18 protein-coding genes and 1 pseudogene are annotated in these 23,985 nt (G+C 67.7%); 5 read left to right on the forward strand and 14 right to left on the reverse strand.

The window, feature by feature from the left end; genetic code table 11:
- Positions 1-169: 169 nt before the first annotated feature.
- A pseudogene (locus AC5P7A_RS19285) lies at positions 170-256 on the forward strand (3-ketoacyl-ACP reductase); the annotation flags it as partial.
- Between the two features lie 117 nt (positions 257-373).
- Here the strand turns inward: AC5P7A_RS19285 and AC5P7A_RS19290 are convergent.
- Genes AC5P7A_RS19290 through AC5P7A_RS19300 form a run of 3 tightly spaced genes read right to left on the reverse strand, consistent with a single transcriptional unit; the run spans position 374 to position 5,864 of the window.
- On the reverse strand, positions 374-3,451 hold the full coding sequence (locus tag AC5P7A_RS19290; RefSeq protein WP_495220510.1) for an efflux RND transporter permease subunit: 3,078 nt from the start codon (positions 3,449-3,451) through the stop codon (positions 374-376).
- The gene (locus AC5P7A_RS19295) at positions 3,448-4,620 is read right to left on the reverse strand and encodes an efflux RND transporter periplasmic adaptor subunit (RefSeq protein WP_495220511.1); all 1,173 of its coding nucleotides are present in this window, start codon (positions 4,618-4,620) and stop codon (positions 3,448-3,450) included. Before AC5P7A_RS19295 ends, AC5P7A_RS19290 begins: the two co-directional genes overlap by 4 nt.
- The gene (locus tag AC5P7A_RS19300; RefSeq protein ID WP_495220512.1) at positions 4,617-5,864 is read right to left on the reverse strand and encodes a TolC family protein; all 1,248 of its coding nucleotides are present in this window, start codon (positions 5,862-5,864) and stop codon (positions 4,617-4,619) included. Before AC5P7A_RS19300 ends, AC5P7A_RS19295 begins: the two co-directional genes overlap by 4 nt.
- Before the next feature lie 62 nt (positions 5,865-5,926).
- Between AC5P7A_RS19300 and AC5P7A_RS19305 the strand changes: the two genes are divergently transcribed.
- Positions 5,927-6,601: a response regulator gene (locus AC5P7A_RS19305; protein WP_495220513.1), complete on the forward strand. Its 675-nt coding sequence runs from the start codon at positions 5,927-5,929 to the stop codon at positions 6,599-6,601.
- Positions 6,594-7,967 (forward strand): sensor histidine kinase, encoded by a 1,374-nt coding sequence (locus AC5P7A_RS19310; protein ID WP_014647335.1) that lies wholly within the window; start codon positions 6,594-6,596, stop codon positions 7,965-7,967. Before AC5P7A_RS19305 ends, AC5P7A_RS19310 begins: the two co-directional genes overlap by 8 nt.
- Positions 7,968-8,110: 143 nt before the next feature.
- Here AC5P7A_RS19310 and AC5P7A_RS19315 read toward each other — a convergent pair whose 3' ends face one another.
- Positions 8,111-10,462: a GH92 family glycosyl hydrolase gene (locus AC5P7A_RS19315; protein WP_495220514.1), complete on the reverse strand. Its 2,352-nt coding sequence runs from the start codon at positions 10,460-10,462 to the stop codon at positions 8,111-8,113.
- Between the two features lie 459 nt (positions 10,463-10,921).
- Here AC5P7A_RS19315 and AC5P7A_RS19320 point away from each other — a divergent pair, with 459 nt between their 5' ends.
- Complete coding sequence (locus AC5P7A_RS19320; protein ID WP_014647337.1) at positions 10,922-11,167, forward strand: hypothetical protein; 246 nt, start codon at positions 10,922-10,924, stop codon at positions 11,165-11,167.
- A gap of 59 nt (positions 11,168-11,226) precedes the next feature.
- Here AC5P7A_RS19320 and AC5P7A_RS19325 read toward each other — a convergent pair whose 3' ends face one another.
- The gene (locus AC5P7A_RS19325; RefSeq protein WP_134808940.1) at positions 11,227-11,550 is read right to left on the reverse strand and encodes a thioredoxin family protein; all 324 of its coding nucleotides are present in this window, start codon (positions 11,548-11,550) and stop codon (positions 11,227-11,229) included.
- 5 nt (positions 11,551-11,555) lie between these two features.
- Positions 11,556-11,972: a host attachment family protein gene (locus tag AC5P7A_RS19330; protein WP_014647339.1), complete on the reverse strand. Its 417-nt coding sequence runs from the start codon at positions 11,970-11,972 to the stop codon at positions 11,556-11,558.
- A gap of 569 nt (positions 11,973-12,541) precedes the next feature.
- On the opposite strand from AC5P7A_RS19330, the gene proP reads away from it, so the two are divergent.
- The gene (proP, locus tag AC5P7A_RS19335; protein WP_046430926.1) at positions 12,542-14,032 is read left to right on the forward strand and encodes a glycine betaine/L-proline transporter ProP; all 1,491 of its coding nucleotides are present in this window, start codon (positions 12,542-12,544) and stop codon (positions 14,030-14,032) included.
- Positions 14,033-14,104: 72 nt separating this feature from the next.
- On the opposite strand, the gene AC5P7A_RS19340 is transcribed toward proP, so the two are convergent.
- The 8 genes from AC5P7A_RS19340 to AC5P7A_RS19375 all read right to left on the reverse strand — a co-directional run bounded on the left by AC5P7A_RS19340 (position 14,105) and on the right by AC5P7A_RS19375 (position 23,904).
- Positions 14,105-14,734, reverse strand: coding sequence for an ATPase (locus tag AC5P7A_RS19340; RefSeq protein ID WP_014647342.1), 630 nt, complete (start codon positions 14,732-14,734; stop codon positions 14,105-14,107).
- A 3-nt stretch (positions 14,735-14,737) separates the two neighbouring features.
- Positions 14,738-15,079, reverse strand: coding sequence for a type II toxin-antitoxin system prevent-host-death family antitoxin (locus AC5P7A_RS19345; protein ID WP_014647343.1), 342 nt, complete (start codon positions 15,077-15,079; stop codon positions 14,738-14,740).
- 70 nt (positions 15,080-15,149) lie between these two features.
- Positions 15,150-16,736 (reverse strand): sensor histidine kinase, encoded by a 1,587-nt coding sequence (locus AC5P7A_RS19350; RefSeq protein ID WP_329767871.1) that lies wholly within the window; start codon positions 16,734-16,736, stop codon positions 15,150-15,152.
- 9 nt (positions 16,737-16,745) lie between these two features.
- The gene (locus AC5P7A_RS19355) at positions 16,746-17,150 is read right to left on the reverse strand and encodes a response regulator (protein WP_014647345.1); all 405 of its coding nucleotides are present in this window, start codon (positions 17,148-17,150) and stop codon (positions 16,746-16,748) included.
- A gap of 136 nt (positions 17,151-17,286) precedes the next feature.
- Complete coding sequence (locus AC5P7A_RS19360) at positions 17,287-18,741, reverse strand: surface lipoprotein assembly modifier (protein ID WP_495220515.1); 1,455 nt, start codon at positions 18,739-18,741, stop codon at positions 17,287-17,289.
- Positions 18,742-18,830: 89 nt separating this feature from the next.
- Complete coding sequence (locus AC5P7A_RS19365) at positions 18,831-19,595, reverse strand: Slam-dependent surface lipoprotein (protein WP_014647346.1); 765 nt, start codon at positions 19,593-19,595, stop codon at positions 18,831-18,833.
- Between the two features lie 52 nt (positions 19,596-19,647).
- Positions 19,648-22,764, reverse strand: a complete 3,117-nt coding sequence (locus tag AC5P7A_RS19370) for a TonB-dependent receptor (RefSeq protein WP_495220516.1) — start codon at positions 22,762-22,764, stop codon at positions 19,648-19,650.
- 183 nt (positions 22,765-22,947) lie between these two features.
- Positions 22,948-23,904: a FecR family protein gene (locus tag AC5P7A_RS19375; protein ID WP_495220517.1), complete on the reverse strand. Its 957-nt coding sequence runs from the start codon at positions 23,902-23,904 to the stop codon at positions 22,948-22,950.
- Positions 23,905-23,985: the final 81 nt, after the last annotated feature.

Below are 23,985 nucleotides of genomic sequence, written 5' to 3' on the forward strand. Positions count from 1 at the left end.
ATGGTGTAGATCGCACAGGTGGCATCCACGCATGGCGCGACGCCCTTGTAGAGCCGAGCCCATGCTCGGCTGCTCTTCGCGCAAAGGCCAGAAGCAGCCGAGCGTGGGCTCGGCTCTACAGGTAGGTCAGGCGATGCGCGCCTCGCGGCGGCGATGCACCCAGTAGTACATCGCCGGTGCGGTGGGGTTCCTGGCAGGTGCCGATGGCGGATGGATCAACGGCCAGGTGCTGCGCGCCAACGGCGGAATGGTGTAGATCGCACAGGTGGCATCCACGCATGGCGCGACGCCCTTGTAGAGCCGAGCCCATGCTCGGCTGCTCTTCGCGCAAAGGCCAGAAGCAGCCGAGCGTGGGCTCGGCTCTACAGGTAGGTCAGGCGATCCGCGCCTCGCGGCGGCGATGCACCCAGTAGTACAGCGTCGGCAACACCAGCAGGGTCAGCAGCATCGCCGACAGCAGACCACCGATCACCACCACCGCCAGCGGCTTCTGGGTCTCGGCACCGATCGCATGCGAGGTGGCCATCGGCAGCAGGCCGAACATCGCCAGTAGTGCGGTCATCAGCACCGTGCGCAGGCGCTGCAGCGAACCCTGCACCACCGACTGCAGCAGGTCCATGCCCTGCTCGCGCAACTGGGCGAAGCGGCTGAGCATCACCACGCCGTTCAGCACCGCTTGCCCGAACAATGCAATGAAGCCGATTGCCGCCGACACCGACAGCGGAATGCCGGTCAGCCACAGGGCCAGGATGCCGCCGATCATCGCCAGTGGCACGTTGGCCAGGATCAGCGCGGCGCTGCTGATGTCCTTGAAGGCATCGAACAGCAGCACGAAGATGATCAGCACCGACAGCGGAATCACCCAGCCCAGCCGCTTCATCGCACGCTGCTGGTTCTCGAACTCGCCGGACCACTCCAGCCGATAGCCTTCCGGCAGCTGTACGCTGGCATCCACGCGCTTGCGCATGTCAGCCACCACGCTGCCCATGTCGCGGCCGGCGATGAAGATGCTCACCGCCTTCACCCGCTGTGCGTTCTCGCGCGAGATGTTGATCGCGCCGCTGGCCATGCGGAAGTCGGCCACGTCGGACAGCGTCACCGTGTGGCCATCGCCGATGCCAACCGGCACCGTACGCAGCCGCTGCAGGTCACGATCGGCATCGTCCAGGCGCAGGGTGATGGGGAACCTGCGGTCACCCTCCCACAGCTCGCCGACCTGGCGCCCGCCCAGTGCGGTCTCGATCACTTCGTCGACGTCGCGTACGTTCAGGCCATAGCGCGCGGCGCGGTCGCGGTCGATCTCGATCTGCAGCTGCGGCAATGACCCGTCGCGGTCGATGAAGGCGCTCTCCACGCCCTCCACGCCGCGTACCTGGCCGAGGATCGCCTGCGCCTGCTGGTTCAACACGTCCAGATCCGAGCCGCTGACCTTGATCACCACCTGGCCCTTGATCTGCGAGATGCTCTCCAGGATGTTGTCGCGCACGGGCTGCGAAATCGAGAACTCGGGGCCCGGAATGCGCTGCTCCAGCGTGCGCTGCAGGTCGCTCACCAGCTGTCGCTTGCCCACGCCTTTCGGCCATTCCTTCTCCGGCTTCAACGCCACCAGCGCCTCGATCTGGTTGGCGCCCTTGGCATCGGAGCCGTCTTCCGGGCGTCCCAGCTTGGCCACCACCGTCGATACCTGCGGAAAGCTGCCGACCAGCTCACGGATGCGCCGCGACTGCTGCTGCGCTTCGCCCAGGCTGGTGCTCGGGTCGAGCGTGGCCGTCAGCCAGATCGATCCTTCGTCCAGCTCGGGCAGGAACTCCGAACCCAGCCGCGTGCCCAATGCCAGCGTGCCGACCAGCAGCGCAATCGCGGTCAGCACTACCGCACGCGGGCGGGCCAGTGCGCGCTCCAGGACCGGCCGGTACCAGCCGGTCAGGCGGTCCATCAGCGGATTGCCGTCGCGCATGCGGTCGCGCCGCAGCCACCAGTAACAGAACAACGGCACCACGGTCAGCGCCAGGAGCAGCGCGCCGATCAATGCCGAGGTTACCGAGTACGCCATCGGCGCGAACATGCGGCCCTCCTGGCGCTGCAGGGTGAAGATCGGGATATGCGCGGCGATGATGATCAGCATCGAGAAGAACGTCGGCCGGCCCACTTCCGACGCTGCCGAAAGAATGGTCGAGAACCGTGTCTTACGATCGGCCGCAGGTGGCAGCTTCGACAATCGCGAGACGATGTGCTCGGTCACGATCACCGCGCCATCGATGATGATGCCGAAGTCCATCGCACCCAACGACAGCAGGTTGGCCGGCACGCCCCACAGATGCAGGCCAAGAAAGGTCGACAGCAGCGCAAGCGGCATCATCGCCGCCACGATCAGCGCGGCACGGGCGTTGTACAGGAACAGCCACAGCACCAGGAACACCAGCACCGCGCCTTCCAGCAGGTTGCTGAAGACGGTTTTCAGTGTGGTCGAGACCAGCCACGAGCGGTCGTAGAACGGCTCGATGCTGACCCCGGCCGGCAGCTGGTTCGCTTCGATCTCGGCGATGCGCGCATGCAGGGCGTCGAGCACGTCGGACGGGTTCTCGCCCTTGCGCATCAGCACCATGCCGAACACCGCATCGTCGTTGTCATCCTGGCCGACCAGGCCCTGCCGGGGCAGGCCGGTATCGGCGATGCCAGCCAGGTCGCGCACCAGGATCGGTGTGCCACTGCGCTGCGCCACGACCACGTTGCCGATGTCGGCCGGCGAGCGCATCAGTCCCACGCCGCGGATCAGGAACTGCTGCTGGCCACGTTCCACGTAGCCGCCGCCTGCGTTCGAGCTGCCCTTCTCCAGCGCCTCGGCGAACTCAGCCAGGCTGATGCCGCGGTCACGCAGCTTGTCCAGGTCCGGCTTGACCTGGAAAGTACGCGCGAAGCCACCGAAACTGATCACATCGGCTACGCCCGGCACAGTGCGCAGGCTGCGCTCCATCGTCCATTCCTGCACGGTGCGCAGCTGGGTCGGCGTCAGGTGTGAGCCTTTCAGCACGTACCGGTAGATCTCGCCCACCGCCGAGCTCATCGCCTCCAGCTCCGGCGTCACCCCTTCGGGCAGCTCCACGCCCTGCAGGCGTTCCAGCACCTGCTGGCGCGCGAAGTAATCGTCGGCCTTGTCGTCGAAGGTCAGGATGATCATCGACAGGCCGAATTGCGTATGCGAGAACACCCGCACCGAATGCGGGATGCCGGACAGTGCCACTTCCAGCGGCATCGTCACCTCGCGCTCCACCTCCTCCGCGGCCCGGCCCGGGTGCAGCGATACCACCGTCACCTGGGTGTCGGACACATCCGGAAAGGCTTCCACCGGCAGCACGCGGAACGCGGCAATGCCAGCGCCGATGAACAGCAGCAGCGCCAGCATCACCATCAGCGGCTGGCGCAGGCAATAGGCAATCAGGCGATCGATCATGGCGCGGCATGCCCCGTCCCGGTGCTGGCGGCTGCGGGCGCACTGTCGACCAGCTGCTGCAGCAACAGGCCCCCTTCGACCACCACCCTGGCGCCCTGGGCCAGGCCCTCGCGCACCCACAGGCGGCCATCGCCCAGTTCCTCGGCACGCACGGCGCGGCGCGCGAAGCGGCCCTTGGCCTCCTCCACGAACACCACCTGCTTGCCGTCGATGAGCAGTACCGCAGCATCGGGCAGCGAGACACCGCCCCCGGCCGGCACTGCCACCTGCGCACGCACGTACTGGCCCGCCTTGAAACCGCGCGCATGGTTGTCCAGTTCGGCGCGCGCCTGCACCACGCGGCGTTCGCTGTCGACGAAGTCATCCACGTGCTGCAGGGTCGCCTGCTGCGGCTGCCCATCGGCGCCGGGCACGCTCACCTGCATGCCCGCCTTCAAGCGTCCGGCCAGGCTCTCCGGTACATCCAGCAGCAACCATAGGCGGTCAGGATCGCCAATCACCGCCAGCGGCTGTTCGCTGTCGGGGCTGACTGCCATGCCCGGGCTCATCCGCCGCTCCACCAGCACGCCATCAATGGGTGCGCGCAGCGGCAGCCGTTGGTCGACGTGCTGGCCGTTGCCATACGTCCTGGCGAAGGCGGTCGCGCGCGCGTGATCGGCCTGGCTGCCGGCGAAGCTGGCCTCGGCCTCGTCCAGTTCACGGCCCGACGCCACCCCTGCCGCGTGCAGTTCGCGGGTGCGGTCCAGTTCCCGGCGTGCCAGCTGCAGCTCGGCACGGCCACGCACGCCCTCCGCCTGCGCCTGGCCGAACTCGGGCGAGGTGATCCAGGCGATCACCTGGCCGGCCTTCACCTTCTGCCCCGGTTGTGCCTCGATGCGCGCCACCTGCCCCGCCAGCGGGGTGCGCAGCGCGCTGGAGCGGGTCTCGTCCCAGACCACCCGGCCCGGCAGCTGCAGGCTGGCGCTGGCACCGGCGGTCACCAGCTCGCTGCGCAGCATATCCAGCTGGCGGCTGCCGGCCGGAAACAGGATCTGGCCGGCACTGACCTGCGGCGCATCCTCGGTATACGACGCCGGTTCGCGACCGCAGCCGCCCAGCAGGGCCAGCGCCAGCAGGGCCGGCAGCATGGCATGTCGCGCCCGCGGGCGATGGGCGACGGTGGACTTCATCGGGACTCTCCTTCAGCAACGGATGTGGCCGCTTCCCAGCGCGCCAAGGCAATGGCATGGTCGGCACGCGCATCAATCAGCGCGGCCTCGAACTCGCGCCAGCTGCGGCGCGCGTCGAGCAGATCGGTCAGGCTGGCGGCGCCACGGCGATAGGCCAGTTCGATGCCCTCCACCGCCTTGCGCGCAGCGTCGGACTGCAGCCCCTCGTAGTCGCTGCGGCGCTGCGCGGCGGACTGCACGCTGGCCTGCAGCTGGTCCAGTTCAGCGTGTGCTTCGCGCTGCAGCAGCTGCAGTTCCAGCGCGGCGCTGTCCCGGTCGGCCTCGGCACGCTGGATCGCGCCGCGTGCGCGCGACGGGCCGCCCAGCGGAATGGTCAACGACACGCCCCAGGTGACACCGCTGATATCGGTGGGCTCGCGCTCGGCCTCCACACCCAGCTGGATGTCGCGGTGGCGCTCGCTACGTGCCAGGGCCACGCCAGCGTCGGCGGCGGCCAGGCGCGAGCGTGCCGCGCGCAGATCGGCACGCTGCTGCGGATCGAACGCGCGCACCCTGGCCACGCTGCTGGCATCCGGCCAGGGGTCATCGGCACTGAGGTCGCGGCTGTCATCGCTGCCGAGCAGCAGGCCCAGCGCATGCCGCGCGTCACGCAGATCCAGGGCCGCCTCGCGCGCCGCATCGGCCACCGCCAGATGGTCCACCGCCATCCGCGCGCGATTCACCGGCGCCATCGCCCCGGTGGCCACCTGCTTGTCGGCCGCCGCCATCTGTTCGGCCGAACTCTGGCGGTTGGCCTCGGCAATCTGCGCCCGCTCCTGCGCGCCCTTCAGGCCGAAATAGGCTTCATGCAGTGCCACCTGCTGCCGGCGCCGGGTATCGAGCATGTCCAGCCCGGCCACTTCCAGCAGCGCGTCCGCCTGGCGGATGCGCAATGCGCGCTTGCCACCGCGCTCCCAGGTCCAGCCCAGGCCCAGCGTGCTGTCCACCCGCTTGTCCTGCCAGCGCCCCGGGCCGATGCCGTGCTTCGGGCTGATCTTGCTGCTGCCGATCGACAGCTCGGCCGCTGGCCGCAACGCAGCGGTCAGCGCATCGCCCTGCACCCCACGCAGTTCCAATGCCGCCGCGCGCAGGTCCGGGTTGTGCGCTTCCATTGCACGCTGTGCATCCTGCAAGGACAGCGCCGAAGCCGCAGGCGCGCACGAAAGGGCGGCCAGCAGGGCCGCAAGACGACGGGAGAAATTCATGCACGTCACGGTAAGGTGACGCACTTGCGCCAAACTTGCCCCAACCTTGCACGAAGCTTGCAATGCGAATCCTGCTGATCGAAGACGACGCCGCCCTGGCCGATGGACTGATCCGCGCCCTGCAGGGCGCCGGCCATCTGTGCGACCACCTTTCGCGCGGGCTGCACGCGCCGGCTGCACTGGCCAGCGCGCCGTATGACGTGATGGTGCTCGATCTTTCATTGCCCGACGTCGATGGCCTCGACCTGCTCTCGCGCCTGCGCAACGACGGCGTCACACTGCCGGTGCTGATCCTCACGGCGCGCGATGGCGTGGAGGACCGCATCCTCGGCCTTGACCGCGGTGGCGACGACTATCTCGCCAAGCCGTTTGCACTCGGTGAGCTGGAAGCCCGCCTGCGTGCGCTGTCGCGTCGCCGCAGCGACGCACCGGCGCAGAAGCGGTTGGGCCGGTTGTGCTTCGACAGCATCCGCAATGAAGTGCAGGTGGAAGGCCAGCGCATCGAACTGACCGCGCGCGAGCTGTCGCTGGTCGAGGCACTGATGCAGCATCCTGGCCGCACCGTCACCAAGCAGCGCCTGTTCGACGCGCTGTACAGCTGGGATCACGAGGCCAACCTGTCAGTGATCGAAGTGCATGTCAGCCGCCTGCGCCGCAAGCTGGAACAGGCGCGCGCCGGCGTCGGCATCCGCATGCTGCGTGGCCTGGGCTATCGGCTGGAAGCCGGTAGTGACTGAGCGTGTGCACAGCCTGCGTGGCCTGCTGCTGCGCCGCCTGTGGCTGCCCCTGCTGGTGCTGCTGCTGTGCAGCGCGATCGGTTCATTCGCGTTGGCCCGCTTCTATGCCGGCCAGGTCTATGACCGCTGGTTGCTGGACTCGGCGATGTCGTTGTCCGAGCTGGTGAAGGTGCAGGACGGGCGTGCCTCGATCGAGATCACGCCCGCGGTGTCGCGCATGTTCACCTGGGATACCGCTGACGAAGTGCATGGCGAAGTGGTCGACGCTGCCGGCGGGCGCCTGTATGGGGACCTGCCCGAAGCGCTGCCCCGCCCCGCGATCGCTGCCGGCAGCGACGATGCCGTCTACTACGACGCGCGCCTGCGTGGGCAGCCGGTGCGCATGGTCGAGGTCGTGGTCAGCGCTGGGCCGGGCCACGATATCCGCCTGCGCGTGGCCGAGACGCTGCGCAAGCGGCACCGGCTGGAGCGCAAGCTGCTGCTGGCCAGCATCCCGTTCCAGGCCGCGATCCTGGCGCTGGCCGCGTGGCTGGCCTGGTCCGGTACCGGCGCGGCTGCACGCCATGCCAACCAGGTGGCGCGGCGGCTGGCCAGCCCGCGTCCGGACCCGCTGGCGCCACTGGAGCCCGCGCAGGAAGCCCCACGCGAACTGTGGCCGGCGGTCGAAGCCTACAACGCACTGCTGCAACGGCTGGACGCGATGCAGGCCGCGCAACGGCGCTTCGTCAGCAATGCGGCGCACCAGCTGCGCACGCCGCTGGCGGCAATGCAGGTGGAGCTGGAGAGCTCACTCCGCCAACAGGATCCGCAGGCCCAGCAGCTGGCGCTGTCCGGCACGCTGGCCGGGCTGGCACGGCTGCAGCACCTGGTCAACCAGCTGCTGATGCTCAGCCGCTCGGAAGATCCACAGGGCAGCGCACTGCCGCTGCAGCCGCTGGATCTGGCCGCGTTGGCACGGGGCGTGGTCGAGCGCTACGCCGACCGTGCGTTGGTGGCGGGCGTGGACCTGGGTTACGACGGACCCGACGACGGCGTGAAGGTACAGGGTGATCCGCAGTTGCTGCGCGAGGCGCTGGGCAACCTGCTGGACAACGCGCTGCGCTACGGCGCCGTGCCCGGTGTGATCACCCTGGGACTACAGCGGGATGCCGAGGGCGTGCAGGTGTGGGTGGACGATGACGGTACAGGTATCGCCGAAGCCGAGCGCGCGCGCGTCACGGAACGGTTCTACCGGGCCAGCAGCGAGGGAGATGGCTGCGGGCTGGGGCTGGCGATCGTGGCCGAGATCGCGCAGCGGCATGGCGCGATATTGATGATCGAAACGGCGCCGCTCGGTGGCGCGCGCGTCGGGTTGCGTTTCCGTTGACCTTTGTCGAATTGCCCTTGTAGAGCCGAGCCCATGCTCGGCTAAGGCACCGTGCCAAAAGCAGCCGAGCATGGGCTCGGCTCTACAGGTTCCAGGTCACCCGTGAAGCGTGCCGGCCAAGGTCGGCACCTACCACGTGCGCATCACCGGCTCATCGAATACGGCGCCTGCGCGTCCTGCCCCGGCCAGTCCTTGTTCGGCTCGGCCTGCATGCTGAAGCGCAGTTCGCCGCCAGCCAGGATCTCGTCATGGCGCAGGAAGGTGCGCTGCAGCGGCTTGCCGTTGAGGCTCACGCGGCCCACATAGGTGTGCTTGTCATCCAGGCCCTCGGCCACGATGGTGAACGTCTTGCCGTTCGGAAGACGCATCGCGGTCTTCGGCAGGAACGGACGGCCCAGGATGTACTCGCCCGAGCCCGGCGCCACCGGGTAGAAGCCCAGCGCGGTGAACACATACCAGGCCGACATCTGGCCAACGTCATCATTGCCGGCCAGGCCATCGGGGCGGTCGGCATACTGGGTGTCCATGATCTGCTTCAGCCGCGCCTGGGTGCGCCATGGCTGGCCCGCGTACGAATAGAGGTAGGCCACGTGGTGGCTGGGCTCGTTGCCGTGCGCGTACCAGCCGATCAGGCCGGTGATGTCTTCCATGTGCTCGAAGATCGATGGATCCACCTTGGCGTTGAACACCTCGTCCAGGCGCGCGAGCAGCTTGTCGCTGCCACCGTGGGCTGCCGCCAGGCCGGCAACGTCCTGCGGCACGTACCACGAGTACTGCCAGGCGTTGCCCTCGGTGTAGTCGGTGCCGTAGCCGCTGGCGCTGGGGTCGAACGGCGTACGGAAGCTGCCGTCGCGCTTGCGCGCGCGCATGAAGCCGGTGTCCTTGTCGAACGCGTTGCGCCAGTTACCCGCGCGTTTGTCGAAGGTGGCCGCGATATCGGCCTTGCCCATCGCCTGCGCCATGCGTGCGATGGTCCAGTCATCAAAGGCGTACTCCAGCGTCTTGCTGGCCGCTTCGCCTTCCTCGTCGATCGGCACATAGCCCAGCTCACGGTACTGCGCGATACCGTCATACGGGCCGTAGTTGGCGGTCTCGACCATCGCCTTCAATGCCTTGTCGGCGTCGAAGCCACGAATGCCCTTCACGTAGGCATCGGCGATCACCGGCACGGCGTGGTAGCCGATCATGCACCAGTCTTCCAGGCCATGGAACGACCACACCGGCAGCATGCCGTACGGACTGTGCTCATGGTGGGCCAGCATCGAATTGACGAAGTCGCTGTTGCGCTTCTCCGGCTGCACCAGCGTCAGCAACGGGTGCAGCGCGCGGTAGGTGTCCCACAGCGAGAACGTCGAATAGTGCGTGAAGCCGTCGGCCTTGTGCACCGCGTTGTCCGAACCGCGGTACTGGCCATCGGCGTCCATGAACAGCGTCGGCCCCAGCATCGTGTGGTACAGCGCGGTATAGGCACTGCGCCGCGCATGCTCGGGGGCATCGATATCGAGCACGGACAGTGCCTGCGTCCAGTCCTGCTTCGCCTGCGCACGCACCCGATCGAAGTCGAAGTCGGCCACTTCAGCGTCGAGGTTGGCGATGGCACCGGCCTCACTGACCGGCGAGATGGCTACCTTCACCACCAGCGGTGCGTCCAGCTTGCCGAAGTTGAAGGTGCCGACCAGCTGCCGGCCTTCGATCTGGGCGCGCTGGGCCGGATCCTTCTCGCCCGGCGGCGGGAAGCCCTTGTAGACGATGTCCTGCTCGGTGTTGTGCAGCTCATGGCCGGCCAGCGGCCGCGAGAAACGCATCGCGAAATACAGCTGGCGACCCGGCGCCCAGCCGCGCGTCTCGCGGAAGCCGGTCACCGTGCCATCGGCGCGCACCCGCACCCGCGACCACAGCACCTTGCCAGGGTAGTCGTACATGCTGGTACGCATGTCCAGCAGCACCTTGGCGTCGGTGCCTCTGGGGAAGGCGTAGCGATGCACGCCCACGCGCGCACTGGTGGTCAGCTCGGCACGCACCTTGTAGTCGTCCAGGGTGACCGCGTAGTAGCCCGGCTCGGCCTTCTCGTCAGCGTGGCGGAACCGTGAGGCGTAACCGCTGCGCGGCTTCTCCGGATCGCCGCGCTCCAGCCCGGGGTTGCCGGTGAACGGCATCAGCAGGATGTCGCCCAGGTCCGAATGACCGGTGCCGGAAAAATGCGTGTGCGAGAAACCGACGATGCTGCTGTCGTCGTAACGGTAGCCCGCTGCCCAGCCATAGGCCTTTTCGCGCGGCTGGATGCGCGTGTCCGGGCTGAGCTGGACCATACCGAACGGCACCGTCGCCCCCGGGTAGGTATGGCCTTCCCCGCCGGTACCGATGAACGGGTCGACCGAGCCATAGGCGCGTTCGGCGGCGGATTTCGACGGAGCCGCCAGCACCGCCCCGGAGGCAAGCATGGCGGTAGCGACGAAAGCGATCAGGAGACGACGGTCCAGCGTGGGCATCGGCATTTGGATCGATTCAGGTGGTAGTCGGATCCTAGCACCGGCCCTGCCCTGTCGCATGCTGCAGTGCGGCCGCCGGAACCGGCACGATGCTTTGCACGTAATTGCATGGCCGCGCGACGAATCACCTCATAGCCTTCCGGTCTCCCGCGTCCCGATCGGTGCCGATACGGCAATGGATGTCCAGACATGCACTTCTGAAAGACCGCGCCTTCCGAACGGGACAAAGCGAGACAAACCATCAATTGGTGCGCAGCGCCTCGATCTGCCCAGGATTGCGCCGCAGCGGACATCCCGCTGCCGGGATTGGAACCCCCGGATGAAACTGAAGATCTGCCTGTCATGACTATGGCGGGCGCTGCGTGTGGCCGTCTGGCCATCGGAGTTCTTCTTCAGTCTCTCCGGGTTCCAAGCACGCATCGCCCGCCACCCTTGCGGTGGCCCTCGCACCCAAGGAGTTCCCGCATGAAACACACGCGTCCGCTCAGCCCGGCCATGGAGTCGCTCTTCCAGCGCATCGAACACGCCCTCAACAGTGCAGAAGGCATGGCCATCCTCATCGGTGAACAGTACGGCCCCGAGCCGAAGCCGCCCGCACCGATGGGCTACAACGCCAGAGAGATCGCCAATGCGATGGTCATGCTGAGCCAGCATGGCCGGTCGTTGTTGCAGAAGCTGCGTGCGGAGGCGGAAAAGGTGACCTATCACTAGCCCGCCCTGCAGCCGAGCCCGCTCGGCGCCGTGCGCACCGCACGCAGTGATTGCTGCCCTCAATCTGGCAATGCGCCCTGCAAGGTGGCGAGGTCGGCGCTGTCGACCGGCCTCACCACGCGCGCCACTTCCTGGCCGTCATGCAGCAGCACCACGGTGGGCCACAGTTTTACCTCGAACGCACGCCCCAGCGGCTTTCCCTTGCCATCCTCGATCTTCCAATGCACAAGATCGTGGGCGTCCACAAACGCCTGGAGTGCGGGCTGCGCGGCCTGGCAATGGCCACACCAGGGTGCACCGAACTCCAGCAGCTGCCAGCCCGCCTGAGCTTCCACGTCCGCGCCTGCTGGCTCCGCCGCCGGGTAGTCACGCATGAACGGCATGCCGGTTACGCCGCCAGCGCTTTCTGGATATCCGCCAGCGGGGCGTTGGTCAGGTCCTTGGCGATATCGCCCAGCAGACGCGCCTGGACCTCCTTGTGCAGCAGCGGGCGGATACGGCCCAGCGTGGTCGGGTCTGCCACCAGCACCAGGTGTGCATAGCGGTTGTTGAGCGCATCTTCGTTCAACTGCTCCGCCACCTGCTTGGCGAACGTCGCCTCGTTGAGCTGCGCAATGGACATGTCCTTCGGCACCGCGCCGGCCGGGCCCTGACCAGAGACGCCCTGCTCGCTGATGTCCTGCAGGCGCAGCTCACCTTCCTGCTTCAACGCCAGCTGATGTTCGCTGCCGACGTTGGTGAACACGCGGGCCGAACCGCCATCGGCGACGATGATCAACGTGCCTTCGGGAATGCGACGGGTCATGCGATGCTCCTTCTCGATTGCGTCCAGCGCTACCGTAGACAGCGTCGCGTGAGCGCTGCGGCCAGAGTTCGTTCAACACTTGTCATTGCATGCCGCGCGGATGAACAGGCGCGATGGAACACAGCGTGCAGATCAGTCCGCTTCGCTGCATGCTCACGCCGATGCCGCTATGATGAACGAATGATCGACACGACCCACTACGTGACGGGCGCACCTGTTACGTGGGAAGCACTGCCGACCGGCGCTTCGCTTGCCACGATGGCTCCCGCCCTGCCGTTCCACCGCCTCGCGCTGGATCCTGGCGGATGACGCCCGCAGGCCCTCGGCCTGCACTCCCCACGCTGCTGTGACCGCCGGCCGCTGATTGCGCGACCGCTGTGATTCCGTTGCTGCGTTTCCGCCATTGCGGCGGTGCTTTGCCGTGCGCGTGGCGTCGTGCCTGCACACGTTCCCCGGCCCCCACGCCACTCACCGATGCCCCTGCGCCACCTGCGCCTGCATCGCCGTTTCCGATTTCCGGGACCTACCTCACCGCTCATTTCCCCTCTTCTGCCTACAAGGGAGCCCCCATGCAGGACACCCCCGATGCACATGCCCATTTCGGCTGGTTCAAACGCCGCCGCCACCTGAAGGTCGATGAGATCACCGTCGTCGACAAGCCCATGCTCAAGCGCGCCGTCGGCGCGGCCGCACTCGGCAATGCCATGGAGTGGTTCGACTTCGGTGTCTACGGCTATCTGGCCGTCACCATCGGCCAGGTGTTCTTCCCCTCCAGCAACCCCACCGCCCAGGTGATCGCTGCGTTCGCCACCTTCACCGTGGCGTTCCTGGTGCGGCCACTGGGCGGCCTGGTATTCGGCCCCCTGGGTGATCGCTACGGCCGCCAGAAAGTGCTGGCGTTCACCATGATCCTGATGGCGCTGGGCACGTTTGCCATCGGCCTGATTCCCGCCTACGAGCGCATCGGCATCTGGGCACCGGTGCTGTTGCTGCTGGCGCGCGTGGTGCAGGGCTTCTCCACCGGCGGCGAATACGGGGGCGCGGCCACCTTCATCGCCGAGTATTCCACCGACCGCAACCGCGGCCTGATGGGCAGCTGGCTGGAGTTCGGCACGCTGGGCGGCTACATCGCCGGCGCCGGCACCGTCACCGCGCTGCACATGCTGCTGAGCAGCGAGCAGATGCTGGACTGGGGCTGGCGCATTCCGTTCCTGGTGGCCGGCCCGCTGGGCCTGCTCGGCCTGTACATGCGCATGAAGCTGGAGGAAACCCCGGCGTTCCGCGCCTTCGCCGAGGAAGCCGAGAAGCGCGAGCACGAGCGGCCGGGGCTGGGCGCGCTGTTCCAGGTGCATGGCCGCCAGCTGCTGGTGTGCATGGGCCTGGTGCTGGTGTTCAACGTGACCGATTACATGCTGCTGACCTACATGCCCAGCTACCTCAGCGTCACGATGGGCTATGCCGAGAGCAAGGGCCTGCTGCTGATCATCATCGTGATGCTGGTGATGATGCCGCTGAACATCGTCGGCGGGTTGTTCAGTGACAGGCTGGGCCGGCGCCCGATGATCATCGGTGCGTGCATCGCGCTGCTGGTGCTGGCCATTCCGTGCCTGCTGCTGGTCGGTAGCGGCAACGACGGGCTGATCTTCCTCGGCCTGATGCTGCTGGGGCTGGCGCTGGTGTGCTTCACCAGCTCGATGCCGTCCACGCTGCCGGCGTTGTTCTACACCCCGGTGCGCTACAGCGCGCTGTCGATCGCGTTCAATGTTTCGGTGTCGCTGTTCGGTGGCACCACGCCGCTGGTGACCGCGTGGCTGGTGGAGCGTACCGGCGACCCGCTGGTGCCGGCCTATTACCTGATGGGCGCGGCGGTGATCGGCCTGGTAACCATGCTGTTCGTGAAGGAAACCGCCGGCCTGCCGCTGCGCGGTTCACCGCCAGCGGTTGGCAGCGACAAGGAAGCAGCCGCGCTGTTGAAGAGCGATGTGCCGGTGACGGTGGACCCGACCTTGCCGCCGCTGCCGGACGTTGCCGAGCCCGAGCAGGCGAAGCCGGCGTTGTAGAGCCGAGCCCGTGCTCGGCTGACTTCCAGGGGATCAGCCGAGCATGGGTTCGACTCCGCACCCCGTGCGGCATCAATCACCCGGGGTGTCCAATTCCATCGCGCGCATCACGATGGGCTTGGCCCAGCCCGGCGTGTGCAACAGGTCGGCCACTGCGACCGGGTAATGCAGCTGGCCTGCAGCCATGGCCAATACCGGCAGCGGCACCACGCAGCCGTCGGCATCGGCCGGCGCGCTGTTGTCGTAGACATGCAGCTCGGCCAGGTGCGGCAGCAGCTCCAGCAGATTTGCGCGCGCCGAATCGAAACGCGCGTGGATCTTCTCCACCGGAATATCGTGGCCACCGGCGGCCACCCGCGCGGCCACACGGGCGACGTGCAGCCCGACATCGGCCAGCCCACAGAACCAGATCGCCACCTGGTGCCGCTCGCAGGCCTCACGCAGCAGACGCGGAATGGTGTTGCCACCGAGCGTGGTCTCGAAGGCGAAGTCGGTGCCATCGGCCATGGCCTGGCGCAGGCGGCGGGTGCCTTCCTGCCAGGCCTCGGCATTGGCGTCCGGCAGCGGCCAGCCGGCGTCGACCAGGCGGCGGGTGAACGAGTCCGGGTTGAACCAGCTCAGCCCTTCGGCGTCCAGCCAGGTGCCCAGCAGCGAACTCTTGCCGGCGCCATTGACACCGGCCAACGCCAGGATGCGTCCCATCGATCAGAGCGGACGGCCAAGGGTGACCTTGCGGCCGCGCCGGATCGGCTGGCCCAGCACCTTGCCCAGCCCTTCCCCGCGCTGCAGCCCGGCCAGGGTCTGGTCGAACTCGCTGCGCAGGCGCTGCAGCTCCTCGCTGCGCTCACCGGCATCACCGCCGGCGGCCTTGGCCAGCAGTTCCTGGTAGGTGCGGATGTCCACGATCACCGCTTCCGGGTGGTTGTGGTTGGTGATGACCAGCGCCTGCTTTTCGCGCACGGTGCGCATCAGGCTCGGCCAGCCCCGGGTCTTCACCGACGAGGCCGGGGCCTTCTCGAGGCCAGGCAGATCCAGCGGCAGGGTCATGGCACGGCTCCAGGCGGGGTGGATGAGCGACACTATACCCAATTTGGCCAAATTGGGGATAAATCCCCTTTTACCGCAGGGGCGCGGTGTCCGGAGCGTCGGTCTGCAGCAGGCTGTCGCGTTCGCGCAGCGGGAAGCGGATCCACGCATCCAGCCCCTGTGGGCCAAAGTGCAGCTCGCCGCTGCCAGCCAGCTCGTAGGGCACGCGCTGCTCGATCAGCGCCCGGCCCAGGCCGCGCTGGCGTGGCATTTCCCAGCCCTCCACGTCGGCATGGCGCTCGCACCAGTGCAGGCCCAGCCACGGTTCGGCGTCCTGCACCTGCAGATGCCAGGACACCTCGATCCGCCCCGCCGCGCGCGCGGCCGCGCCATAGCGCAGCGCGTTGCTCGCCAGCTCATGGATGGCCAACGACAGCACCTCGGCCGCTTTCGGTGGCAGCAGCACGTCCTCACCGTGCAGCTCGCACAGGCCCGTGCCCGGCATCTGCGCCGACACTTCCTCTTCGATCATCCCGCGCAGGCAGACCCCGGCATTGCCGCCGCGGGTCAGCAGGCTCTGCGTGCGCGCCAGCGACATCAACCGCCCGCACAGCCGCTCGGCGTACTCGTCCACGCTGGCCACGGTACTGCGCGTCCGCCAGGCAAGGGCATGGATGGTGGACATGATGTTGCGGACCCGGTGCTGCAGTTCGGCCAGCAGCACCGCCTGGCGCTCGGTGGCGCGCTTGAGGTCGTCGATATCCACCGCAATGGCGAACACCCCGGTCACCTCGCCGTCTGCATCGCGCAGCGGCGCAGCGGCGACGCGTGTCCAGCGGGCGCGCCCGTCGTCATGGATGAACTGGAACTCCAGGCCAGGGACCACCGTCTCCCCCCGCAGGGCGCGGGCGATGGCGAAATCATGGGGCTCGATGCGCGAGCCGTCGGGGTGCCATCCCTGCCAGCGGTAGTGGTTGGGACGATCGGTGGACGGCACCTTGCCGGTGGGCAGATAGGTCCGCATCCGGTCATTGGACAGTTGCAGTCGGCCTTCGGCATCGACAATGCAGACGCCCACCGGCAGCACCTTGAATGCCAGCGCCAGGCGCCGGTCGCTCTCACGGCGCTTCTGCTCCTCGCGCTCGCGGGCCGCCTGCGCGACATGCGCGGCGGTCGTTTCGAACATGGTGACAAGCACGCCGTTGATGCGCCCTTCCTCACCGCGGATGGGGCTGTAGGTGATGGTGAACCAGACATCCTCCAGCCGCCCCCGCCGCGCCAGCGGATAGAGCTTGTCCTCATAGGTGATGGTCTCGCCCTGCCACACCCGCTGGTAGATCGGGCCGTTGATGTGCCAGACCTCAGGCCAGCACTCGCGGGTGGGCTGGCCAAGCCCGCCCGGATGCTTGTCGGCGAGGATCTCGGCATAGCCATCGTTGTAGAGCTGCACCAGCTGCTCGCCCCACAGCACGATCATCGGGAAGCCGTGGGCCAGCATCAGGTCGACAGTGGCGCGCAGGTGCGGCGGCCATCGCTCGATCGCACCCAGTGGCGTGCCTGACCAGTCGTGGCGGGCAATACGGGCGGCCATGCCGTCATGGCGTGCATGCGCCTGCAGCGGCGGCGGCATGCCCGCCGGGCGCTCAACGGCCGGGAGACCCTGAATGCGGTGTGACATGCCGCGCAATCAGGCGATGCCCGCAGCAGCCTGCGGACCTGCCACCAGCCGTGCCAGCTGCTGCACCAGTGCCTCGATGTGATAGGGCTTGGTACAGCGGGGCGCGCCAGCGAAGCGGCTGGGCAGATTGTCATCGTAGCCGGAGGTCAACATGAACGGCGTGCCGGCGTCCGCCAAGCGGTCGGCCAAGGGGTAGACCAGTTCACCCCCCAGGTTGATGTCCAGCAGGGCGACATCGATGGGGTTCTCATCGACCAGACGCCCCAGCGCCTGCAGGTCACCGGCCGGTCCCACCACCTGCGCGCCCTTCAGTTCCAGATAGTCCACCAGGAACATCGCGATGGCGAATTCATCTTCCGCCACCAGCACCCGCAGCCCTTTCAGGCCCTCTGGCTTGTTGCCCGCTTCCAGCACGACCCGCGCTCCTCGATACACGCGGCGCACCTCTGCCGCAACGCCTGCAGGATGCGCGAAACGGGCTACAAGGGCGCGTGATGATCGATGAAGATCGCCGCCACGGCCCGTTCACCCAGGCATTGCAGCGGCCCGTTCAGAACGCACGCTCCCATTTCAGGCTGAGCAGGCTGCGGTCGTGGCTGTACAGCCAGCCGACGTTGCTGTCGATGCGGGCGTAGCGCAGGCCCAGGCTGGGCACCAGCCCGGCCACCGCCAGCCGCTCGCTGCGCACGATGGCGATCAGGTTCTGTTCGTCGTCCTGCCTGCGCGCCTCCAGCAAGGGACTCCAGGCGTCGTAGTCGCGGCGGCGCAGCGACACGAACACCGTGGCCGTGGTGCCGCTCCACTGCCGCGCCGCGCCCAGCCGCAAGCCGCGCTGGCGGTAGCCGTTGGCCGGGTCGGCAGCGCTGCTGCCGGTGACATTCAGCCCGGCGAAGACCGTCCAGCGCGGACTGAGCGCGCGGAACCAGGTGGCATACACCGATACCAGCTCGCCGTCATAATTGCTGGCCAGGCCCTGCTGGCGATACCGCTGGCGCTTCCAGTCGGCCTCCAGCTTGAGCAGGCTGCGTGCATCCAGGGCGTACTGCCATTCGCCGTGCACGCCACTGCCGCCCTGCAGCGCACGGTTGCCCAGGCCCTGGACGTCATAGCTGGGGGCAAGCAGCACGGTCTGCCGCGCACTGCGCCAGCTGTAACCTGCCTGCACATTGGCATTGAGCTCGTTGTAGGCACGGTGCCCGCGCCATGCCTGACCGAAGGCGAGACCGCGCACGTACAGCCCATGATGCCCGTCGAGGACCCAGCGCCGTTCCAGGCTGGCGTCGTAGTCGAGGCCCCCTGCGTGCTGGGCGTCGGGCAGTTTCCGTTCGATGATGCAGGCGTCGCCTACGCCGAACAGGCAGGTGCGGCTGGCCGAGCTGCGGTTGATGTTGTCACTCCATGCGGGGCCGGCGGACAGCGCGCCTTTCCAGCGCTGGCGCGCCTGCAGGGCACCCAGGTACCCGTCCACGCGCGCGCGGACGCCGGCCGTGGCCGGATCATCAGCATTGATGCCTGCAGCGATGGCCGTGAACAGCGCGACCGCATCGCGATCACGCTGGTCTTCCGCATAGACACGTGCCAGCTCGAGACGGGCCGGCAGGAACTCCGGCTGCGCCGCCAGCAGCGCTTCGTACTCCTTCGCCGCGCGACGATGGTCGCCGGCCACGCGGGCCAACGCCCCCTGCGCGTAATGGCGCAGCAGCGGGTCATGCCCCGGCAGTTCGATGTACTCCTCGAGGAACGCCGCGGCGGCCCGCCATTGCTGATGCTGCAGTGACAGGTAGAGGGCCTGGCCGAGATCGTCAACGGTGCGCTCCACGCGCAGCGTCCTGCCGTCGATGGTGATGGTCGGCCGCTCCGACTCGGCCTGTTGCAGGCGCTGCCGGTCCTGCTGCTGGTGGCGCAGTTCGCTGCCCTGTTCAAGCACGCGGCGCAGATCGTCCTGCTGGGCGCGCACATCAGCGGCAGCCAACAGCAGTACGACAAGGAAGGTGGAATGGCGCATGGTCGATCCGTGGTGGTGCATGCAGCGGCCGAAGCAGGGACTGGCGGATCGCGGCTTGTCCCTGCCCTGCCCCGTCAGGGGCGTGGCGATCAGTTCTTGCTGCCGCCGAAGGCGGTGTCGTACTGGCTGTTGCCGGCGAACGTGGCGATACCGGCGAGCGTGGCCGCATTGGCGCCGAAGAACTGGCCCTGGCTGTTGCCGGTGACCGAGCCGTTGGCCACGGCGGTGCCGGCGAAGGATGCATCGGCGCTGTTGATGTTGGCGCTGATCGCCAGGGTCTGGCCACCACCGGTCAGGCCGCCGGTCAGCTTGCCAGTGCCGAAGTTCGCCGCGAAGGTACCGCTGAGCAGGTTGCTGCCATTGAACCGGTTCAGGCCGGCCACCGCGTAGGTGGCGGTACCGCTGGGCAGGGTGGTGCCGGCGCGGTCACCAGCGAAGTACACCTGGCGGTTGTTGAAGCCACCTGCGGCGCCGTCCTTGGACCATTCACCGAACCACACATCGCCACTGCCCACCTTGACGAAGTTGAAGTGGCCCATGCCGGAATGGCTGCCCGGCGTACCGGTGATCGGCATGGCCAGGGTACGCACGGTAACGCCGTTGACGGTGGTCGGGGCCGAGTAGGCCGCCAGCCCCTGGAAGTCGACCGGCTTGCCATTGGAGACGGTGCCGACGCCGATGCCGGCCTTGCCTGCGCTGTGCGGGCCGCCGTTGACTTCGGAGGCACCGACCTTGACGTACAGCTGCGAATCGGTGGCCGGGCTGGCCGCACCGACGATGTCGGCGGCCTGGGCGGCACCGGCCAGGGCGAAGGTGGCGGCCATGGCCAGTACGGAACGGGAGATCATCTTCATGGAACTACTCCTTGGGTTGAGGGAACAACGGGTACAACAACGAGGCAGGTCATCAGAAGCGTGCAGTGACACCGAGCTTCAGCGTGCGCCCCGGCGCCGGCAGCGTGGAGCGCGTGGCCGGGTCGACGTAGTAGCGGTTGCCGAGGTTGGTGCCGACCAGCTCGACGCTGGCGTGGTCATTGAAGCGCCAGCGCGCGTAGGCATCGACGGTGGTGATGTTTCCCCAGGTGAACGGCACGTTCTGCCAGATCAGGCCACCGCTGCCGGCGTACAGTCGGTCACGGTAGGCCTGCAGGTCCGGGTTCTGGTGGCGCTGGTAATGCACGATGCGGCTGCCCAGCTCCAGGCGCTCATCGAACAGCCGGGTGCCCAGCGACACGTTCACCGACAACCGGGGAATGGCCTGGGTCAGCAGGTAGCCACTGACGAAGCCGTCCTGCACGCAGTTGGGCACCTTGCCGGCCAGCGCATCGAGCTGCACCGCCATGCTTTCGTCGCAGACCTTGTTTTCCAGCGTACGGGTGATGCCCAGGTCGGTGAAGAAGCGCCGGTTGTCGAACCGCGCCTGCAACTCCAGGCCGCGGATGCGCTGCTTGTCCAGGTTGTCGAACAGGAAATTGCCGTCGCGCTCGATTACGTTGCGGGTCTTGTGCACGTAGTAGGCCAGCTTCACGTCGGCATCGGCGGTGTTGCCGAACAGTGCGGACAGGTTGTGCACATAGCCCACTTCGTAGTTATAGGCGTGCTCGGGCTTGAGCGGGTACAGCGGGTTCAGGCTGCTGGAGAACGCGATGGTGCTCTCGAACATGCTGGGGAAACGCACCGCCTCGCTGTAACGCACATAGGCGCGCGCATTGGGCGAGAAATGCGCGGTGGCCGAGAAGGTCGGCAGCCAGGCATGGTCGCGCCTGCGCTCGTTGCGGCCGGCCACCGTCTGCGACCGCCCGCTCTGGATGCTGCACAGGATCTGCGCGCCCTGCACCGGCAACAGCCCGGGAATGGCCGCCACCTGACCATTCAGGCACGGGTTGCTGGCACGGCTGTAGTTGCCGTCCGCATCCGGCAGCCACGGAATGCTGTGCTCCACCGCCACCGGCGTCTCGTACCTGCTGAGCAGGCCCTTGAGCAGATCATCGACGATGAAGCCCATGCCGATGCTGTCCCAGAACGCGCGCTGCGACTCGATGGCGTCGATCTCGCCCTGCAGGCTGGCCGGGCGTTCGGGCAGTTCGTTGACCCGGTAGCGGGCCTCCTTGGGGAATACAGAGGTGGTCATCAGCTCCGGGTGTTCCTGCAGGAAATCATCGATGGCCCAATAGCGCGCGTAGCGCACCCCGGCGCTCAGGGAGAGGAAATCCACCGGCCGCCAGTCCAGCACCAGGTAGCCCTCGCCTTCCTGGCGGCGCCCGGCGCGCGGGTACATGCGCCAGCCATCGCTGACGCCAAAGTACGGGTCCGCCGAGCGCAGTTTCTCGAACTGCCAGTTGCCGCCCACCGTCAGGTCCAGGGTGGAATGCAGCGCGAAGCGGTTGCTCAGGGTCAGGCCGGTGCGGTCGTTGCGGGCATTGGCCAGCGCGGTATTGCGCAGGATCGGGCTGCTGCCGGGGTTCCAGTCGGGGTTGCTGGCAAAATTGGGGAAGCCGCCAGCGGTGTAGGTATCGCTGGTGGTTTCGGTGCGCCACAGGTTGGCACGCAGGTCCAGCCAGCGGCTGCCGGCAGGCTGCCAGTGGTATTCCAGGTTCCAGGCATCGGCATCGACGCGGCTGAGCGGCCACTGGATGCGACCGTAGTCGGGCGCGGACAGGATGCGCGAGGGCATGATCTCGCCGTAGTGGGAGAGCGTACGCCGCCAGGTGGCGCGCAGCTGCTGGTCATCGTTGATCTGCCAGGTCGCCTTCAGCAGCCACGATTCCTGCTCGCTGGAGGTGTTGGGCACCTCGTCGCCGGGCTTGAAGTAGCGCGCCAGCGTGGTGATGTAGTCCAGGCCCTTGTACTCGAACTGCTCGCGCGGGTCCTGCTCGTAGTACGCCGTGCCCTGGGTGCCGGAGAAGTAGTTGCCGCGCTTGCGCCAGGCATACGCGGCCATCAGGTCCACGTGTTCGCCGCGCAGGCCCAGCGCCAGCCGCCAGGCCTGGTCCTCGCCGGCGAACACATTGGCTTCCGAACCGCGCGACTTCACCGGCACCAGCAGCGTGCTGTCGGCATACGGTGCCGAGGGCGAGCCCTGCGGGAACCCGGGCACCGTGCGGTAGTCCTCGCCGGTATGCAGCCGCGGCAGGCGTGGCGCCACCGCATTGCTGCTGCCTTCGATCTTCAGCTCCCCGCCGAAGCGCTCACCCGCTTCCACGATGTCATCGACGTCGATGGTCTTGATCACCAGCGCGCCACCGATCCCGCTGTGCACATCGCGCACCAGCCCCGGCCCCTTGATGACCTGGATGCCACCTATCAGGTTGGGATCGATGTAGTTGCGGTTGCTGACGCCGTTGTAGCCGCGCCAGACCGTAAGTGCCTGCTCGCCGCCGTCGATGCTGACCGGCACCCGCCCCGGCCCCTGGATGCCGCGGATGTTGATGTCCAGCGCGCCACTGTTGCGCGCATCGCCGCTGAACACACCGACCAGATCCTTGACCACGTCGGCCGGATTGGAGCCGCGGTAGCGCTCCACCCGGTCGCGCCCCGAATACGCCGTGGCCATGTCCAGCGCGAACACATCATCGTAGCCGCGCCGATCGCGGGCCTCGCCCCCTTCCGACTGCAGGCGACCGGCCACGTCCAGTGTCTCGGTCACCCGCACCCCTTCCCCTTCACCCGCCTCCGCTGCGGTACGCAGGCTCCAGGTGCCGTCCATGCCACGCTGCGCGCGCACGCCGCTGCCACACAGCAGCAGCTGCAGGGCCTGCATCTGGCTGTACTCGCCGCTCACCGCGCTGGAGCGACGGCCTTCCACCAGGTCACTGCGGAACACCACCTGCACATCGGCCTGGCGGCCAAAGGCACGCACGGCGTCGGCCAAGGGCTGTTCCGGAATGGCGTACTGGCGCAGCGGCGCGACGACCGCCGGTTGCGCCTGCCCGGCCGGCACCCAGGCCAACTGCAGCAATGCGGTGGAAACAGCCAGGGCCAGAGCGGTGGCGCGACGATGACAGGCGGATGCCGTGGACGGCATGGACAGGAACTCCTCAAGCGGGGCGGGACCACGGACACGTCCGGTGCCCGGTGGTGTGTCTGGCTTGAGAAGAAACGCTGTTTCGCTCTGGCTATACCTCTATAGACAGCGGGCTGCGACGACTGCCCACGGTTTTTTCATGTTTTTTTCATGCGACCGGTTCGTCCATGTTCCGAGGGTGCTTCACCACAGCAGCAACGCACCAACGGGCAAGCGCTGCACGCGCAGTCCCGCCTGCGCGGCCACGGCGACGATGGCCGTGTCCGGTTGCTGCAGGTGGAACAGGCCACTGACCCGTACGCGTGCGCCCTGCCCGCCCAGTACCCAGACCGGGCCACGACGGTAGCGCGCCAGGTCGGCGATGGCCTGCGCGGCCGGCCGATCATCGATCACTACCTCGCCACGCCGCCACGGCGCCATGCTCTCCGGATCTTCCAGCTGCACCGGCTGCAGCCAGTGCCCGTCACGGAACACGCGTGCCTGTCCGGCATGCAGGCGCTGCACGCTGCCATCACCCGGGCGCACATCGACCACACCCGCGCTGACCTGGGTGGTGACCGTGGTATCCAGCATCGACACGCTGAACGCAGTGCCGATGTCACGGACCAGGCCGCCCGCTGCCTCGACCTGGAACGGGCGAGCCTCGTGCGCTACCTGGAACCAGGCCTGGCCGCGCAGCAGGCGCAGGTGGCGCTGCCGGTCATCGAACGAAAGTGCCAGCGCGGTGCCGGCATCGAGTACCGCCGTGCTGCCATCGGCCAGCTGCACCACTCGTGGCGCATCGCTGCTGCGCACATCACTGCGCGCCAGCAGCAACGCATGCGGAGCGGCCGCGACCATCAGCACCACGGCCGCAGCCGATGCCAGCAGCCACGGCAGGCGACGGCGCGGTGCGATCGGACGCAGCCCCTGGCGGTCGGCGGTCAGCTCGGGCAGCGCGGCCAGCACCTCGGGCCCAGCAGCGTCCAACCGCTGCCAGAAGGCCTGCTGCTGGCGCCAGGCCAGCGCATGGCGCGGATCGGACTGCAGCCAGCGCTGCAGGGTGCGTTGCTGGCGTTCCGGCAACGGGCCTGCACTGCACCGTATCACCCAGCGCAACGCCTGCCTGGCCTGACGCGGCGAGGGTTCGGACGTGGTCATGGTTGTGGCCTGCCGCACCGCGAATGGGTGCGCTTTCCTGTTGTGACAACGGCGGGCACGATCTGCCCACGGCAATCGCCG

Source organism: Stenotrophomonas sp. YJH_SMC_65 (assembly GCF_059369475.1).